The following is a 17,062-nucleotide window of genomic DNA, read 5'->3' on the forward strand; positions in this document are numbered from 1 at the left end:
CAGCCGCCGCAGAATGACCGGGCTTTTCATCTTCTTCCCGACCTGTGGCAGTCATGCATCTGCCTATTGCCGACGACGCGGCGGATATAAAAAAACCGCCTCCGGGAAAGAGGCGGCCTGGTCTTGAGAATGTGCTGGAGGTCATGCCGACCAGGGAGCGAATTCCGAAGCGCTGACTGCGATCAGTTCACGGGCAGCAACGCGCTGGCGCGGCGTCGACGTCTCCACGACCTCGTAGGCGGAGGGATCGGCGAGCAGCGCCTTCAGCGCATTGGCGTTCATCTTGTGACCGCCGCGATAGGAACGGTAGCAGCCGATGAACGGCGCGCCGGCAAGCGACAGATCGCCGACGGCATCGAGCGTCTTGTGGCGGACGAATTCGTCCTTGGCGTAACGCAGCCCTTCGACGTTGATGACGGTATTGTCGTCCGAGATGACGACGGAATTTTCAAGCGAGGAGCCGAGCGCGTGGCCCGACGCCCAGAGACGCTCGACATCGCGCATGAAACCGAAGGTGCGGGCGCGGGAAAGCTCTGCCTTGAAGACGGCGGCGTTCATGTCGCCGGCCCACTTCTGCCGGCCGATCAGCGGGCACTCGAAATCGATTTCGACTTCGAAGCGCGTCCCATCATAGGGACGGAATTCGCTCCAGGAGCCGCCATGCTCGATTCGCACCGGCTTGGTGATACGGATATAGCGGCGCTTGACGCCGAGCGAGACGAGACCGACCTGCTCGATTGCCTCGACGAAGGGTAGCGAGCTGCCATCCATGATCGGCATTTCGGAGCCCTGCACCTCGATCACCACATTGTCGAGGCCGAGCGCATAGATGGCGGCCATGACATGCTCGATCGTCGCCACCGAATGGGCGGGCGAGAAGCCGAGCACGGTGCAAAGGTCGGTATTGCCGACCTGCGAGGAGACGGCCTTGAGTTCGGTGATATCGCCATTGTCATGCAGGCGCTGGAAAACGACGCCGGTGCCCGATTCCGCCGGGTTCAGGGTGATCGAGACATCAGCGCCCGAATGCACTCCGATGCCCGAGAGCGTTACGGGGCGCGATACCGTCGTTTGAAAACCCAGCAAGCCAATTGCCATAAATTCTGCCTTTTATTCTTCCGTACCGCCGGTCTGTCCGATCGGCACGGTCATCGTTCATTCTGCAGCAGGAGCCTGTCGAAAGGTCTCCTAGGGCAGTTTCCTTGCACCATACTTACGTGCGCCGGCGCTCCAATCCAAATCACTGTTTCTTTCGCTTTGTTACGAAGTCACGCAATTGAAATCACTTGCGAATCGCAGCCAGAAAAACGGCAATGCCCGGGACCTTGATCCCGGGCATGAACGGTGCAGAAGCACGGTATCAGTTCGACTGGCGACGCAGGAATGCCGGGATTTCCAGCTGGTCGTCTTCCTGCATCATCCGGGCCTGCGGAACCGCGCGGCCCTGGTCGTCGAGGTTGCCGCGACGCGGTGCATAGAGGCTCGCCTCCGGCGACAGCGGACGGCGCTGCTGCGAAGCAGCCGGCGGTGCGGCGGTCATGTCGGCGGCAACGGCGTCGTCGTCACGGCGGCCAAGCGAATTGGTGATTCGCTTGAGCAGGCCCATCGGACCGCGCTCTTCCGCCGCATGCGCGGAGGCCGGCTGCGTGCGGTGGTCGAGTTCGGCCTGGACGACCGGCGGGAAATCCTCGACCTTCGGCATGCGCACCGGTTCGGGCACCTGGCGGATGATCGGCTCCTGCCGGACCGGCTGCTGCTGAACCGGCTGGCTTATGACCGGCTGGCTCATGACGGGCGCCGGAGCCTGCTGCTGCACAGGGGCAGAACGCATTGCCGGAGCTTCCGGCGCAGGCGCGAAGATCTTGCTCTGCGGACGGAATGTTTCCTGCTGTGGAGCCGGCTGCTGCAGCGGTGCGGCAGCACGCGGGGCCGGAATTTCGAGCTCGCGTTCCATCTCGGCTTCGCGGATGGTCTGCGCGATCGGATCCATGGCCTTCGGTGCCTGCATCACGGGGGCAGGCTGAACTGCGGCCGCTGCCGGAGCAACAGCCGCGGAGGGACGGATAGCGGGCCTTGCTGCCGGCTGGAGGTTCCGCTCGGCGGCTTCGTTCATCGCCCGGTCGATGCCGGTTGCGACGACCGAGACGCGGATGATGCCTTCGAGCGATTCGTCGAAGGTGGCGCCGAGGATGATGTTGGCGTCTGGATCGACTTCCTCGCGGATGCGGGTCGCGGCTTCGTCGACTTCGAAGAGGGTGAGGTCGCGACCGCCGGTGATGGAGATCAGCAGCCCTTGAGCGCCCTTCATCGAGGTTTCGTCGAGCAGCGGATTGGCGATTGCAGCCTCTGCGGCCTGCAGTGCGCGGCCGGAGCCGGAGGCTTCGCCGGTGCCCATCATCGCGCGGCCCATCTCGCGCATCACCGAGCGGACGTCGGCGAAGTCGAGGTTGATGAGGCCTTCCTTCACCATCAGGTCGGTGATGCAGGCAACGCCGGAATAGAGAACCTGGTCGGCCATGGCGAAGGCATCGGCGAAGGTCGTCTTGTCGTTGGCAATGCGGAAGAGGTTCTGGTTCGGAATGACGATCAGCGTATCGACAGACTTCTGCAGTTCCTGAATGCCCATCTCAGCCAGACGCATGCGGCGCCCGCCTTCGAAATGGAACGGCTTGGTGACGACGCCGACCGTCAGGATGCCCTTGTTGCGGGCTGCCTGCGCGACGACGGGAGCCGCACCCGTGCCGGTGCCGCCGCCCATGCCGGCGGTGACGAAGCACATATGCGTGCCGTTCAGGTGATCGACGATCTCATCGATGCACTCCTCGGCAGCCGCGCGGCCGACCTCCGGCTGCGAGCCGGCGCCGAGGCCTTCGGTGACGTTGACGCCGAGCTGGATGATGCGCTCGGCCTTTGTCATCGTCAGCGCCTGCGCATCCGTGTTGGCGACGACGAAGTCGACGCCCTGGAGGCCGGCGGTGATCATGTTGTTGACGGCATTGCCGCCACCGCCACCAACGCCGAACACGGTGATGCGCGGCTTCAGCTCTGTGATGTCAGGCTTTTGCAGCTTGATGGTCATGGTACCTGTTCCTTCTCTCTCTGGCCGCATCGCCACGCCGGCCAATTACTCAATTTCAGAAGCTTTCCTTCAGCCACTGGCCCATGCGGGCTATCCGGCTGTTATTTCCCCCAAGCGACATGAGCAGACCGCTCTGTGACGCATGTGTCTCCATGTCCGCGACCTGCGGATAGATCATCAGGCCGACGGCCGTCGAAAAGGCCGGGCCCTTGGCCGCCGTCGGCAGCCCCGAGACGCCCATCGGGCGGCCGATGCGGACGTTGCGGGCAAGGATGCGCCGCGCCACGTCGGCAAGACCGGTCAGCTGGCTCGCCCCGCCCGTCAGCACGACGCGTTTGCCGACGATCGGGCTGAAGCCGGAGCGCTGGATACGGTCGCGAATCAGTTCCATCGTCTCCTCGATTCGGGCCGATACGATGCGCGAAACCAGCGCTCGCGGCACCTGCGACGGCTGGTCGCGATCGTCCTCGCCGATCGGCGGGATCGAGATCAGCTCTCGCTCGTCGGAAGAATTCGAAAGGGCCGTGGCATGCACGACCTTCAGCCGCTCGGCATCCTCGATGCGGGTCGAAAGGCCGCGCGCGAGATCCGTGGTCACGTGATGGCCGCCGAGGCCGACGGCATCCGTATGAACGAGCTTGCCTTCGGCAAAGACCGAGATCGTCGTCGTGCCGCCGCCCATGTCGATCGCCGCGCAGCCGAGCTCGACCTCGTCGTCGACGAGCGCCGCAAGGCCGGATGCATAGGGCGTCGCAACGATGCCCTCGACCGACAGATGCGCGCGGTTGACGCTGAGTTCGAGGTTCTTCAGCGCCGAGCGCTCCGCCGTGACGACATGCATGTCGACACCGAGCGCGTCGCCGTACATCGCCAGCGGATCGCGGATGCCCCGCTCGCCGTCGAGCGAGAAGCCGGTCGCCAGCGAATGCAGCACCGAACGGTCCTGACGCAGCGACTGCTGGCAGGCGGCCGACAGCACCTTCTTCAGATCGTTGAGTTCGACTTCCTGACCGCCGAGATCGATGGTCGCGGTGTAGATGTCGCTGCCGAGGCGGCCGGCCGTCAGATTGACGATCAGGCTCTCGACGGTCAGCCCCGCCATGCGCTCGGCAGCGTCGACGGCAAGACGGATGACGCCTTCCAGCGCGTCGAGATCGGCGATGACGCCGGTCTTGATGCCGCGGGAACGCTGATGGCCGATGCCGATGATCTCGATATTATGGGTGCGGCCCGGCAGGATCTGGCTTTCCTCGCGCGGCGTCAGCCGGCCGATCATGCAGACGACCTTGGTCGAGCCGATGTCGAGCACCGAAACGATATGCGACCGCTTCGACGAAAGCGGCTTCAGGCGCGGCAATCCGAAATGGGACGAACCGAACAAGCTCATATATTCTGCCCCGCCTTCTTCAATTCTTTCGTACGCTCCGTCACAACCGCCTGCCGGCGGACCGCCGCTTCCGGCGTCAGCTGGATCGCGGTTCTGTCAGGCAATCTCAGATCGACCGCGGCGATGTCCCGCTCGAGCAGCTGATGCTCCTTGTCGAACTTCGAAAGCGTCGCCAATGCCTGGTCGATACCGTCTTCCGGCAGCTTGACGACGACGCCGTTGTCCATATGCAGGTCCCAACGACGGCCGGATATCCAGACGTAGGCCTTCACGCGGGCCTTCACGTCGGGCCATTTCGAGAAGGCGTCGTCGAGTGATGCCGCCGCCGTTTCCGCATCGCGGCCAACGACCAGCGGCAGCGCCGAAAACTTGTTGTCGCGCAGCGGCGCAATGACGCTGCCGTTCTTCTCGATCAGGGAAAGCTCCTGCCCGTGCTGCCAGATCGCATAGGCCTGGCGCTCCTTGAGCTTCACTTCGATCGTTTTCGGATAGATCTTGCGAACCTCGACATTTTCGACCCAGGGAAGATGGGCGATCTTCCGGCGGGCGGCATCGACGTCGAGAGCAACCAGCGAGGTCGTGCCGTCGAGGCCGATCAGCTGCAGGATCTCGATTTCGGACGTCTCCGAATTGCCGGAGACCTTCACGTCCTCGATCGCAAAGCCTGCCGCCGTCGTTGTCGCCTGGGCGACTGATTCGGTGTGGCCGCCGAGCGACATGCCGTAAAGCCCTGTCGCAGCCAGGAAAGCGAGCGCCGAGACCGTGCCAGTATGGGCTGGAATGTAGATGCGGCCGCTGCAGAGGCTGATCAGGAAGCGCGTGACCCGGCGCAGCGGGCGCGGCAGCACGAACCGCTCTTCGGCTTCCATCATCGGAAGCACGGCATGATGGCTGGGGCGCCCTAACCTCTTGACCGTCAACGCAAACAAGACGCGTCCTCCACCATCCACCGGAGAAACTGACCAAAGGAATAGCCGGCATGACCGGCCATTTCGGGCACGAGCGAGGTTGGAGTCATGCCTGGCTGGGTATTGACCTCCAGCCAGATAATTTCGCCGTCTTCGGAGAAACGATCGTCGTAACGAAAGTCGGACCGACTGACGCCGCGACAACCGATTGCCTGATGCGCCCTTAGGGCCAATGTTTGTATTTTTTGGTAAATATTCGGTGAAATTTTCGCCGGGATGACGTGTTTTGAACCGCCTGCCGCATACTTGGAGTCGTAATCATAAAAATTGTGTCCCTGCGGCACCACTTCCGTGACACCGAGCGGCGTTTCGCCCATGACACCACAGGTGAGCTCGCGGCCATAGACATAGCGCTCGACGAGCACCTCCTCACCGTAACGCCACTCGGGGGAACTGACGACCTGCGGTGGATGCGCCTGGTCTTCAGTGACGATGACGACGCCGAAGCTCGAGCCCTCGCGGACCGGCTTCACCACATAGGGCGGCTTCATCGGATGCGTCGCGGGGAAGGCGAAACGATTGACCACCTGCGATTCGGCGACCGGAATGCCGGCGGCGGCGGCAACGAGCTTCGCCTTGTCCTTGTCCATCGCCAGCGCCGAGGCAAGCACGCCCGAATGCGTATAGGGGATCTCGAGATATTCGAGGATGCCCTGGATGGTGCCGTCCTCGCCGAACGGGCCGTGAAGCGCATTAAAGACGACATCGGGCTTCAGCGCGGCGAGCCTCTCGGAAACATCGCGCGCGACGTCGATCGCCGTCACGTCGAAGCCTTCCGCTTCGAGGGCTTCTGCGCAAGCCTTTCCCGAGGAAAGGCTGACCGGCCTTTCCGAGGAAAATCCGCCCATCAGGACAGCGACATGCTTGCGACTCATCAACACCCCCAAAAATAACTTCCATTCTCGAAAGCGACGCTTGCGCGAAGCTGTCTGCTCCGTTTCAGGCCTTTGTCCGACCTGCACGCATTAGAGCATCATTATGGTTAATGAAGTGTTTACTTTCGTTAACTCCGTCTTGCTGCGCCCTTCATTTTTTAACTTTCACCTCTTCGGAAATGTCGAGCGAGGATGCCCGCCGATCCGCGGAAAGAGAAAAGCCCGCGCGGAAAAACCACGCGGGCTCAATGGGATAGTTCGATATCTTGCAGTCAGTCGGCGTCGTCGAGGAATTTCCACACCAGTCCGCCGAGCGCACCACCCGCAAGCGGCGCAATCCAGAACAGCCAGAGCTGCTGCAGCGCCCAGCCGCCGACGAAAAGCGCCTGGCCGGTGGAACGTGCCGGATTGACCGAGGTGTTCGTCACCGGGATGGAAATGAGATGGATCAGCGTCAGCCCGAGGCCGATCGCCAGCGGCGCGAAGCCGGCAGGCACCCGGCTGCTGGTCGATCCCAGGATGATGATCAGGAAGAACATGGTCAGCAGCACTTCGATCAGCAGCGCCGAAAGCAGTGAATAGCCGCCCGGAGAATGATCGCCATAACCGTTGGCGGCAAAACCGCCGAGCTCGAAACCCGCCTTGCCGCTGGCGATAAGGTAGAGCACTGCGGCCGCGGCGACGGCGCCGACAACCTGGACGACGATATAGGGAACAAGGCGCGCGGCGGGAAACCGGCCGGCAACCGTCAGACCGAGGGAAACGGCGGGATTGAAGTGACCGCCCGAAATGCCGCCCACGGCATAGGCCATGGTGAGCACGGTCAGGCCGAACGCGAAGGCCACGCCGACAAAACCGATCCCCAGTTCGGGAAAGGCCGCTGCCAGCACGGCGCTACCGCATCCGCCGAAGACCAGCCAGAATGTGCCAAGAAACTCGGCAACAAGACTCTTTTGCATACGCGCCTCCTCCATTTCAACCAAAGGGTTAATAATGCTTCAGCCACAATTTGATTCCGGTCAAGCGCGCCGGCATGCGCGCAGCAAGCTTCACGCAAGGAGCGAGAAACCGCAGGTTCGAGACGCGATGCGTGCGACGCGAGGAGACGTTTTCTTAGATCTGAAATTGCGTTAAGACCCGCCGGCCTCCCAAGGCGTTCCATAGACAGACTGATTGGAATGAAAATGACAGACGCGATCTCCGCATCGCCGACACCTGCCTCGAACAGCGCGCAAGTCAATTCTCCGGCTCGCGTTCTCATCGCCAGCCTTGTCGGCACCACCATCGAATTCTTCGACTTCTACGTCTACGCGACGGCAGCCGTCCTCGTCTTCCCGCATCTCTTCTTCCCGGCAAGCGATTCGAACGCCGCAACGCTGCAGTCGCTGGTCACCTTCTCGATCGCCTTCTTCGCCCGCCCCATCGGCGCCGTGGTCTTCGGTCATTTCGGCGACCGCATCGGCCGCAAAGCAACGCTCGTCGCCGCGCTGATGACGATGGGGCTTTCGACCGTCCTGATCGGCATGCTGCCGGGCTATGATTCGATCGGCATCGCAGCACCCTTGCTGCTGGCGCTTTGCCGCTTCGGCCAGGGGCTTGGCCTCGGCGGCGAATGGGGCGGCGCCGTTCTGCTCGCCACCGAAAACGCTCCTCCCGGCAAGCGCAGCTGGTACGCCATGTTCCCGCAACTCGGCGCGCCGATCGGCTTTATCCTTTCCTCCGGATTTTTCCTCATCCTGGCGGAAACGATGAGCAACGAGGATTTCCTCGACTACGGATGGCGCATTCCCTTCATCGCCAGCCTCGCCCTTGTCGCTGTCGGCCTCTATGTCCGCCTGAGGATCGCCGAAACGCCGGAGTTCCGCAAAGCCGTCGAAAAGCACGAGCGCGTCGCCGTGCCGATCGAGATGGTCTTCCGCGGCCACCTGCGCAGCCTGATCCTCGGCACCTTCATCGCCGTGGCGACCTTCGTGCTGTTCTACCTGATGACGGTCTTCACGCTCTCCTGGGGCACGACACCTTTGGAAAAGGGCGGGCTCGGTTATTCCAGAGAGCAGTTCCTGGTCGTCCAGCTTGTCGGCGTCGTCTTCTTCGGCCTGACGATCCCGCTTTCCGGCTGGCTCTCAGACCTCTATTCGCGCCGCATCATTCTGTCGCTGACGACGATTGCCATCGCAATCTTCGGCTTCTTCTACGCGACGCTGCTGACCAGCGGTCTGACCGGCGCCTTCCTGTGCTCGATCATCGGCCTCGCTTTGATGGGCTTCACCTATGGTCCGATCGGCGCGGCTCTTGCAGCGCCCTTCCCGACCATGGTGCGCTACACCGGCGCCTCGATGACCTTCAACCTCGGTGGCATCTTCGGCGCCTCGCTCGCCCCCTATATCGCCACCTGGCTCGCCACCCACTACAGCCTGAACTATGTCGGCTACTACCTTGCCGCCTCGGCTGTGATCTCGCTGGTCTGCATCCTGCTGTCGGGCCGCGAAGAAGTCTGAGCCTCGGATAACCAATCAACGAAAAGCCGCGACGGCCACCGTCGCGGCTTTTTTATTGATACCGTGGGCACTTCAGGCTAACCGGAGCAGTCACGGCAAAACGGGGAACAGATGATGCGATGCCTCATTACCGGCGCGGCCGGCTTTGTCGGTGGCCCCCTCGTCGAAAGGCTGCATAAAGAGCGGATATGGGAGCTTGCGGTAACCACCCGCTCGGCCGCCGCCAGCTTCCCGGCGGATGTGCGGCATTTTCCCATCGAGATAACCAGCGAAACCGACTGGACGGCAGCTCTCGACGGTGTCGATGTCATTGTCCATCTCGCTGCCCGCGTTCACATCATGAATGACCGCGCGGCCGATCCTCTGACGGAATTCCGCCAAATCAACACTGCCGCCACGCTGAATCTCGCCGAGCAAGCCGCCCGCGCGGGCGTAAAAAGGCTCGTCTTCATCAGCAGCATCAAGGTCAATGGTGAAGAGAACGACCGGCCTTTCCGGCACGACGACACGCCGATGCCGGTTGATCCCTATGGTATTTCGAAGCTGGAATGCGAAATCGGGCTGCATGAAATCTCCGCCCGAACAGGCATCGAAATCATCGTCATTCGACCGCCGCTCGTCTATGGGCCCGGTGCCAGGGGCAACTTCGCCCTGCTCGTCGGACTTGTCCGGAAGAAGATACCGCTCCCCTTCGCCTCGCTGAAGAACCGCCGGACATTGGTCGCGCTTCCCAATCTCGTCGATCTGATCGTCACGGGCATGACGCATCCGGACGCTGCCGGCCAGACCTTTCTTGCAGGCGATGGGGAAGATCTGTCGACCCCGGGGCTTATCGAAGGAATTGCCGCAGGTTTGGGCGTCAAGCCGATGCTGCTTCCCGTCCCTCCCGCCTTGTTGCAGATGGGGGCGAGAGTGACGGGAAAGAACGCCGTCTACCAGCGTCTTTGCGGCTCCCTGCAGGTCGACATATCCCACACCCGCGACGTGCTCGGCTGGTCGCCCGTCGTCACGCCGCGCGAGGGCCTGAAGCTTGCGGTGAAGTAACCGTTATTCGCTCGTGACACCCTGGAATGGGCGCACTTCCCGGCCGGGCATGAAGACGCCGAAGCGTTTGATTTCCCACTCGAGCTTGATGCCCTCTTTCTCGAAGACTTCGCGGCGCACCTGTTCGCCGAGATATTCGAGATCGTAGCCGGTCGCCTGCCCCATATTGATCATGAAGTTGCAGTGAAGCGACGACATCTGCGCTCCGCCGATGACGAGGCCGCGGCAGCCTGCCTCGTCGATCAGCTTCCAGGCCGAATGGCCAGGCGGGTTCTTGAAGGTCGAGCCGCCGGTCTTTTCGCGCACCGGCTGCACCGTCTCGCGGTGATTGCGCACAGCATCCATCTCGGCACGAATCTGCGCCCGCTCTTCCGGATAGCCCTCGAACAGCACGGAGGTGAAGATCAACTCGCTGGATGCGGTCGAATGGCGATAGGAATAACCCATCTCGGCATTGCTCAGCACATGCTTGTTGCCTTTGCGATCCAATGCGTGGACCTCGATCAGCCGCTCGCGCGTTTCCACGCCGTTGGCGCCGGCATTCATCCGCGCCGCGCCGCCGATGCTGCCCGGAATGCCGTAGAAGAAATGGAAGCCGCCGATACCGTTATCCATTGCCATCGCCGCCACATGTTTATCAGGGCAGATGGCGCCGGCCAGGATGCGGTTTTCGCCGGCAAGCTCGACGAAGCCGAACCCCTTGGCGGACAGGCGCAGCACGACGCCGGGAATGCCGCCGTCGCGAACCAGGATGTTGGAGCCGACGCCGACCACGGTCAGCGGCACCTCTTCCGGCAATATTTTCAGGAAGGCGATGAGATCGTCGATGTCATGCGGCTGGAACATCAGTTCGGCCAGGCCGCCGGCCCTGAACCAGGTGACGCGGTCCATGGGGGCATCCGGCGTGATACGGCCGCGGATATCCTTTACACCGTCTCCGAGAGACGCGAGAAGCTTTTCCCCATTCACCTGTTTCATACGGACTTTCCCGAAAGGCCTTCCAGTTGTTTGGGCAGCGCCGCTGCCCAGGATGTGATGCTCCCAGCCCCCAACAGAACCACGAAATCGCCAGGCTTTGCAACCTCCGAGACCATCTGAGGCAGAAGTTCCGCCGAGGTGAGAAAGCGGGCGTCGCGATGGCCGCCCGATTTTATGCGCGAAACCAGCGACACGGAATCGATACCCTCGATCGGATCCTCGCCCGCTGCGTAAACAGGCGCGAGGAAGATGCTGTCGGCATCGTTGAAGCAGGCGGCGAATTCCTCGAAGAGGCTGGCAAGACGGCTATAACGGTGCGGCTGGTGAACCGCGATGATGCGCCCCTTGCAGGCTTCGCGGGCAGCGCGCAGCACCGCCTTGATCTCGACGGGATGGTGGCCGTAATCGTCGAAGATCTGCACTCCGTTCCATTCGCCGGTCAGCGTGAAGCGCCGCTTGACGCCGCCGAAGGAAGCAAGCCCCTTGGCGATATCGGCGCTCGATATGCCGAGCCGGTTGGCAACGGCAATCGCCGCCGTGGCGTTGGAAATATTATGCCGGCCGGGCATCGGCATGACCAGCCCCTTGAGCTCGATCACCTGGCCGGTGCGGCGGCGGCGGATTTCGACGTCGAAGATCGAGCGCGTGCCGTCGATGCGCACATTCGTGAAGCGCACGTCGGCCTGCGGATTCTCGCCATAGGTGATGATCTTGCGGTCCTCGATGCGGCCGACCAGCGACTGCACCTCCGGATGGTCGAGGCACATGACGCCGAAACCGTAGAACGGCACATTCTCGACGAACTGCCGGAAGGCGGCGCGCACCGCATCGAAATTGCCGTAATGGTCGAGATGTTCCGGGTCGATATTGGTGATGACGGCGACATCGGCCGGAAGCTTCAGGAAGGTGCCGTCCGATTCATCGGCCTCGACCACCATCCACTCGCCCTCGCCCATGCGGGCATTGGTGCCGTAGGCGTTGATGATGCCGCCATTGATGACGGTCGGGTCGAGCCCGCCGGCTTCGAGCAGCGTCGCGACCAGCGAGGTGGTCGTCGTCTTGCCATGCGTGCCGCCGATGGCGATCGCATTGCGGAAGCGCATGAGCTCTGCCAGCATTTCGGCGCGGCGCACCACCGGCAGCAGCTTTTCGCGCGCGGCGATGAGCTCCGGATTGCTCTTCTTGATCGCCGTCGAGACGACGACGACTTCGGCGTCACCCAGGTTTTCCGCCCGATGGCCGACGGACACCTCGATGCCCTTCTCGCGCAGGCGCTGGACATTGGCGCTGTCGGCCTGGTCCGATCCCTGCACCTTGTGGCCGAGATTGTGCAGCACCTCGGCAATGCCGCTCATGCCGATGCCGCCAATGCCGATGAAATGGACGAGACCGATCGCCTTTGGCAGTTTCATGCGCGTGTCCTCTTGAATTCCGCAATTGTCCGTCCGGCGGCAATAGCCTCAACCATGTCGGCAAGCAAGTTCGCGGCATCGGGTTTGCCGGCGAGTTTCGCCGCCGCTGCCATGTGCGAAAGCTTTTCCGGATCGTTCATGACAGCCGTCAGGATCGCCGCGATTTTCTCCGGCGACAGTTCCGACTGGGCAATCACCTTCGCCCCGCCGGTCGCAGCGAGTGCTGCGGCATTGGCCGCCTGATCGTGATCGAGAGCATGCGGGTAAGGCACGAGCACCGCCGGCCGGCCGATGACCGAGATTTCCGAAACCGTCGAGGCGCCCGAACGGCAGATGACGAGATGCGCTTTCGCCAGCCGTTCCGCCATGTCGGTGAAGAAGGGAGCGATATCGGCCCCCATCTCCAGCTTGGCGACGCAGCCGCTGACCATTTCCATATCTTCGGGACGCACCTGCTGGGTGATACGCAGCCGCACGCGAAGCGCATCGTCGAGCAGGCTGATCGCCGTCGGCAGCGCCTTGGAGAAATATTGCGCGCCCTGGCTGCCGCCGAAGACGACGAGGTTGAAGGCCTCACCGGGATGCGATGGCGTGTAAGGTACCTCGGCCGCGGCGATGATCGCCGGGCGGACCGGATTGCCCGTCGTCACCGTCTTGTCCGGGAAAGCGGCGCCGCCTTCGGGCAGAAAGCCGCCGGCGATGGCCTGCACGCGGGTTGCTAAGGCCTTGTTGGCGCGGCCCATCACGGCGTTCTGCTCGTGGATCATCGAGGGCACGCCGAGCCGGGTGGCGGCAAGCAGCGGCGGCACGGTGGGATAACCGCCGAAACCGACGACGATCACAGGCCGCAGCCGCTGGATCAGCTTCTTCGCCGCGCGCATGCCGCTCCACAGCGTCCACAGCGAACGGGCGACGGCAACCGGGTTCTTCGAGCCGATCGTCGCCGACGGCACGACATGGATTTCCTCGGCCGGGAACTTGCCGGCGTAACGCTCGGCCCGGCTATCCGTGACCAGATGCACCGAATAGCCGCGCTCCTTCAGCTTGAAGGCCAGCGCCTCAGCCGGGAATACATGGCCGCCGGTTCCCCCGGCGGCAAGCAGCACGATGCCTTTGCTCATAGTCCTCTACTCCGCCGGCATGCCGTGCGGGACGCGGAAGAGGCTCCGGTCCTGCGCACGTTTTTCCGGTCGATGGCGCGTCAGCGCCAGAATGAAGCCGGCAGTGACGCAGATCGCCACCATGGACGAGCCACCGTAGGAAATCAGCGGCAGCGTCATGCCCTTGGCCGGCAGCAGTTCGAGATTGACGCCGATATTGATGATCGACTGGATGCCCATCTGCAGCACCAGGCCGGCGACGGCGAAACGGTTGAAATCGTTGCGCTCGCGATAGGCATGCGAGAGGCCGCGCAAGACCAGCACGGTAAACAGCGCAACGAGCGCCATGCAGAAGACGATGCCGAACTCCTCGGCCGCGACCGAGAAGATGAAGTCGGTATGGGCATCTGGGATGATGCGCTTGACGATACCTTCGCCCGGTCCCTGGCCGAACCAGCTGCCGCGGATGATCGCTTCGCGCGCGGTATCGATCTGGAACGTGTCCCCCTCGCCGGTCATGAACTTGTCTATTCGGCCGGCGACGTGCGGGAAGACGTAATAGGCGCTGAGCAGGCCGCCGGCGCCCCCGATGCCGAGCAGCATGATCCAGATCCACGGCATGCCGGCCATGAAGAACATCCCGCCCCAGACGGCCGTCGTCAGGATGGTCTGGCCGAGGTCGGGTTGCGCGATGAGAAGGGCGGCGACGATGCCGAACAGGATGATGGCGAAGAGATTGCCGGGGATTTCCGGCTGGCGCGCATGTTCGGCAAACAGCCAGGCGCAGACGACGACGAAGGCCGGCTTCATGAATTCCGACGGCTGGATGGAAAGGCCAGCGATCCAGATCCAGCGCCTGCCGCCCTTGACCTCCTGGCCGACGAACAGCACCAGCACCATCATGGCGATCGAGATGATCAGGATCAGGATCGCGGTTCGCCGCACCTGGCGTGGCGTCAGGAACGACAGCCCGAGCATGACGGCGATCGAGGGGATCATGAAGGCTGCGTGGCGCTTGACGAAATGGAAGGGTTCGAGCCCGATGCGCTCGGCAACCGCCGGAGAAGCCGCGAACGACAGCATGAAACCGATGCCCATCAGGAAGATGAACATCGCCAGGAAGAAGCGGTCGATGGTCCAGAACCAATCGGCCAGAGGCCCACGCTCCGCACGGCTTACCATGTCATTTCTCTCCTGTTGCCGGACCGATCAGCATCGCAATCCCGTCAAGCGCTGCCACGTGGCCGACGAAGGCATCGCCCCTGACTTCGAAATTCTTATACTGATCGAAGCTTGCGCAAGCCGGGGATAACATCACGGCCGAAGCACCGCTTTCGTCGCGCTCGGCATCGGCTGCAGCGTGCGCGATGGCGCGCTCCAGCGTACCCGAGATCTCGTAAGGCACGGCCTCGCCGAGCGTCGCAGCGAATTCCGCCGCCGCCTCACCGATCAGATAGGCCTTGGCGATGCGTGGAAAATAGGGAGCAAGCGTCGTAATGCCACCTGCCTTCGGCAGACCGCCGGCGATCCAGTAGATGCGATCGTAGCTCGAGAGCGCGGGTGCGGCGGCATCGGCATTGGTGGCTTTGGAATCGTTGACGAAAACGACGCGGCCACGCTGGCCGACCGGCTGCATGCGGTGTTTCAGTCCCGGAAACGAGGCGAGCCCGGCGCGGATGTCGGCGGCGGAAACTCCCACGGCAAGGCAGGCGGCGACGGCGGCGGCGGCATTCTGCGCATTATGGCTGCCGCGCAGCGTCTGGATGCTGTCGAGATCGGCGAAAGGCAGCATGGCGCCGCCGGCGGCCTGGATGAGCCTCGTGCCCTCGGCATAAATGCCGTCAGCCACCACGTTCCGGCGCGAAATGCGGACCACCTTGACACCCGCCCGCTCGACGCGGTCGGCGATCAAGACAGAATGGCTGTCGTCGGCACCGACGATCGCGACATCGCTGCCGGCGACCAGTCGTTCCTTGATATCGGCATAATGCTGCATCGTGCCGTGACGGTCGAGATGATCGGGCGTCAGGTTGAGCAGGATTCCGGCCGAAGGGTTCAGCGTCGGCGCCAGATCGATCTGGTAGGAGGAGCATTCGACGACGTAGTAACGCCCGGTCTTCGGCGGATCGAGCGTCAGCACGGCCGTGCCGATATTACCGCCGAGCTGCGTGTCGTAGCCTGATGATTTCAGGATATGGGCGATCAGCGCCGTGGTGGTCGACTTGCCGTTGGTGCCTGTTATGGCGATGAAGGGGCAATCCGGCGCATGGGCGCGGCGCTCGCGCACGAAGAGCTCGACATCGCCGACGATATCGACGCCCGCCGCGCGCGCAAGATCGACGGTCCAATGCGGCTTCGGATGGGTGAGCGGCACGCCGGGCGACAGCACGAACAGCGCCTGCTGGCTCCAATCGATGGTGTGCAGGTCTTCCGTCCGGATGCCTTCGGCCGCGGCCTTGGCGACGCTGTCGGGATTGTCGTCCCAGGCGGTCACATCGGCGCCGCCTGATATCAGCGCCCGGGCGGTGGCAAAGCCGGAGCCGCCGAGCCCGAAGAGCGCGACCTTCCTGTCCTTGAGCGTCGTGACCGGGATCATCGCCGCCTCACCGCAGCTTCAGCGTCGAGAGGCCGAGCATGGCAAGGCCGACGGCGACGATCCAGAAGCGGATCACCACCTGGCTTTCGGTCCAGCCCTTCTTCTCGAAGTGATGATGGATCGGCGCCATCAGGAAGACGCGCCGGCCGGTCATCTTGAAGAAGCCGACCTGGATGATGACCGAAAGCGTTTCGATGACGAAGAGGCCGCCGATGATCGCCATGACGATCTCGTGTTTGGTGGCGACGGCGACGGTGCCGATCGTGCCGCCGAGCGCCAGCGACCCGGTGTCACCCATGAAGATGGCGGCCGGCGGCGCATTGAACCAGAGAAAGCCGAGGCCGGCGCCGATGACGGCGCCAAGCACGACGGCAAGCTCGCCGGTGCCGGGCACGAAATTGATCTGCAGGTAGTTGGCAAACACCACGTTGCCGGCGAGATAGGCGATGACGCCGAAGGAGGCGGCGGCGATCATGACAGGCACGATGGCAAGCCCGTCGAGGCCGTCCGTCAGGTTGACGGCATTGCCGGCGCCGACGATGACGAAACCGCCGAAGACGACGAACATGATGCCGATATTGATCATGAAGTCCTTGAAGAAGGGAAACGCGATCGAGGAGCCGAAGGTCGAACCGGCAATTCCCGAGGCAAGAGCGGTGCGCATCATGAAATAGACGGCGATGCCGGCAATGACGAATTCGATGCCGAGACGCGCCTTGCCGGAAAAGCCCATATGGCTCTGCTTCGTGACCTTCAGATAATCGTCGTAGAAGCCGATCGCACCGAAGCCCAGCGTCACCAGCAAGGTGGCGACGACGTAGACGTTGGAAAGATCGGCCCAGAGCAGCGACGCGCCGACGATGCCGGCGAGGATCATCAGCCCGCCCATGGTCGGCGTGCCGGCCTTCTTGAAATGCGTTTGCGGCCCGTCGGCGCGGATCGGCTGGCCCTTGCCCTGCCGGATGCGCAGCGAGTTGATGATCGTCGGTCCGAACAGGAAGACGATCAGCGCTGAGGTGAAGAGAGCGGCCCCTGTGCGGAAGGTAATATATCTGAACAGGTTCAGAAATTTGAAATATTCCGACAGTTCGACAAGCCAGATCAGCATTCAGGGCCCCTTGTTTA

14 protein-coding genes are annotated in these 17,062 nt (G+C 62.9%); 2 read left to right on the top strand and 12 right to left on the bottom strand.

What is annotated here, in order from left to right; translation table 11 throughout:
* Positions 1-141 precede the first annotated feature (141 nt).
* The 6 genes from lpxC to aqpZ form a co-directional block, all read right to left on the bottom strand.
* Complete coding sequence (lpxC, locus tag NE851_RS25960) at positions 142-1,098, bottom strand: UDP-3-O-acyl-N-acetylglucosamine deacetylase (protein ID WP_047610927.1); 957 nt, start codon at positions 1,096-1,098, stop codon at positions 142-144.
* A gap of 262 nt (positions 1,099-1,360) precedes the next feature.
* The gene (ftsZ, locus tag NE851_RS25965) at positions 1,361-3,079 is read right to left on the bottom strand and encodes a cell division protein FtsZ (protein ID WP_254958659.1); all 1,719 of its coding nucleotides are present in this window, start codon (positions 3,077-3,079) and stop codon (positions 1,361-1,363) included.
* A gap of 55 nt (positions 3,080-3,134) precedes the next feature.
* Positions 3,135-4,466, bottom strand: coding sequence for a cell division protein FtsA (ftsA, locus tag NE851_RS25970; RefSeq protein WP_047610931.1), 1,332 nt, complete (start codon positions 4,464-4,466; stop codon positions 3,135-3,137).
* Positions 4,463-5,395: a cell division protein FtsQ/DivIB gene (locus tag NE851_RS25975; RefSeq protein WP_281414610.1), complete on the bottom strand. Its 933-nt coding sequence runs from the start codon at positions 5,393-5,395 to the stop codon at positions 4,463-4,465. The genes ftsA and NE851_RS25975 overlap by 4 nt, the downstream gene beginning before the upstream one ends.
* Positions 5,383-6,309, bottom strand: a complete 927-nt coding sequence (locus NE851_RS25980; RefSeq protein WP_183903160.1) for a D-alanine--D-alanine ligase — start codon at positions 6,307-6,309, stop codon at positions 5,383-5,385. Before NE851_RS25980 ends, NE851_RS25975 begins: the two co-directional genes overlap by 13 nt.
* Before the next feature lie 272 nt (positions 6,310-6,581).
* Positions 6,582-7,268: an aquaporin Z gene (gene aqpZ, locus NE851_RS25985; protein ID WP_254958662.1), complete on the bottom strand. Its 687-nt coding sequence runs from the start codon at positions 7,266-7,268 to the stop codon at positions 6,582-6,584.
* A 225-nt stretch (positions 7,269-7,493) separates the two neighbouring features.
* Between aqpZ and NE851_RS25990 the strand changes: the two genes are divergently transcribed.
* Complete coding sequence (locus NE851_RS25990; RefSeq protein WP_183903162.1) at positions 7,494-8,807, top strand: MFS transporter; 1,314 nt, start codon at positions 7,494-7,496, stop codon at positions 8,805-8,807.
* A 114-nt stretch (positions 8,808-8,921) separates the two neighbouring features.
* Positions 8,922-9,851: a UDP-glucose 4-epimerase family protein gene (locus NE851_RS25995; protein WP_254962448.1), complete on the top strand. Its 930-nt coding sequence runs from the start codon at positions 8,922-8,924 to the stop codon at positions 9,849-9,851.
* Positions 9,852-9,854: 3 nt separating this feature from the next.
* Here the strand turns inward: NE851_RS25995 and murB are convergent, their stop codons facing one another.
* From murB to mraY, 6 genes are read right to left on the bottom strand one after another with little or no spacing between them, the layout of a single operon-like run.
* Positions 9,855-10,829: a UDP-N-acetylmuramate dehydrogenase gene (gene murB, locus NE851_RS26000; RefSeq protein ID WP_063474590.1), complete on the bottom strand. Its 975-nt coding sequence runs from the start codon at positions 10,827-10,829 to the stop codon at positions 9,855-9,857.
* Positions 10,826-12,241 (bottom strand): UDP-N-acetylmuramate--L-alanine ligase, encoded by a 1,416-nt coding sequence (gene murC / locus NE851_RS26005; protein ID WP_063474589.1) that lies wholly within the window; start codon positions 12,239-12,241, stop codon positions 10,826-10,828. The genes murB and murC overlap by 4 nt, the downstream gene beginning before the upstream one ends.
* Entirely contained in the window at positions 12,238-13,362 is a 1,125-nt protein-coding gene (gene murG / locus NE851_RS26010) for an undecaprenyldiphospho-muramoylpentapeptide beta-N-acetylglucosaminyltransferase (RefSeq protein WP_047610941.1), read from the bottom strand. Before murG ends, murC begins: the two co-directional genes overlap by 4 nt.
* 6 nt (positions 13,363-13,368) lie before the next feature.
* Positions 13,369-14,523, bottom strand: coding sequence for a putative lipid II flippase FtsW (ftsW, locus tag NE851_RS26015; RefSeq protein WP_047610942.1), 1,155 nt, complete (start codon positions 14,521-14,523; stop codon positions 13,369-13,371).
* A 1-nt stretch (position 14,524) separates the two neighbouring features.
* Positions 14,525-15,937 (bottom strand): UDP-N-acetylmuramoyl-L-alanine--D-glutamate ligase, encoded by a 1,413-nt coding sequence (murD, locus tag NE851_RS26020; protein ID WP_254958668.1) that lies wholly within the window; start codon positions 15,935-15,937, stop codon positions 14,525-14,527.
* Between the two features lie 7 nt (positions 15,938-15,944).
* Complete coding sequence (gene mraY / locus NE851_RS26025) at positions 15,945-17,045, bottom strand: phospho-N-acetylmuramoyl-pentapeptide-transferase (protein ID WP_003541415.1); 1,101 nt, start codon at positions 17,043-17,045, stop codon at positions 15,945-15,947.
* Positions 17,046-17,062 lie beyond the last annotated feature (17 nt).

The sequence above is a fragment of the Rhizobium anhuiense bv. trifolii genome (genome assembly GCF_024346605.1).
In the GTDB taxonomy this organism is placed as follows: Bacteria; Pseudomonadota; Alphaproteobacteria; order Rhizobiales; family Rhizobiaceae; genus Rhizobium; species Rhizobium anhuiense.

Coding starts and splice junctions, on each gene's coding strand:
- murG (WP_047610941.1), bottom strand. CDS start 13,362: ATGAGCAAAGGCATCGTGCTGCTTGCCGCCGGGGGAACCGGCGGCCAT.
- ftsZ (WP_254958659.1), bottom strand. CDS start 3,079: ATGACCATCAAGCTGCAAAAGCCTGACATCACAGAGCTGAAGCCGCGC.
- mraY (WP_003541415.1), bottom strand. CDS start 17,045: ATGCTGATCTGGCTTGTCGAACTGTCGGAATATTTCAAATTTCTGAAC.
- NE851_RS25995 (WP_254962448.1), top strand. CDS start 8,922: ATGCGATGCCTCATTACCGGCGCGGCCGGCTTTGTCGGTGGCCCCCTC.
- ftsW (WP_047610942.1), bottom strand. CDS start 14,523: ATGGTAAGCCGTGCGGAGCGTGGGCCTCTGGCCGATTGGTTCTGGACC.
- ftsA (WP_047610931.1), bottom strand. CDS start 4,466: ATGAGCTTGTTCGGTTCGTCCCATTTCGGATTGCCGCGCCTGAAGCCG.
- lpxC (WP_047610927.1), bottom strand. CDS start 1,098: ATGGCAATTGGCTTGCTGGGTTTTCAAACGACGGTATCGCGCCCCGTA.
- aqpZ (WP_254958662.1), bottom strand. CDS start 7,268: ATGCAAAAGAGTCTTGTTGCCGAGTTTCTTGGCACATTCTGGCTGGTC.
- murB (WP_063474590.1), bottom strand. CDS start 10,829: ATGAAACAGGTGAATGGGGAAAAGCTTCTCGCGTCTCTCGGAGACGGT.
- NE851_RS25990 (WP_183903162.1), top strand. CDS start 7,494: ATGACAGACGCGATCTCCGCATCGCCGACACCTGCCTCGAACAGCGCG.
- NE851_RS25980 (WP_183903160.1), bottom strand. CDS start 6,309: ATGAGTCGCAAGCATGTCGCTGTCCTGATGGGCGGATTTTCCTCGGAA.
- murD (WP_254958668.1), bottom strand. CDS start 15,937: ATGATCCCGGTCACGACGCTCAAGGACAGGAAGGTCGCGCTCTTCGGG.
- murC (WP_063474589.1), bottom strand. CDS start 12,241: ATGAAACTGCCAAAGGCGATCGGTCTCGTCCATTTCATCGGCATTGGC.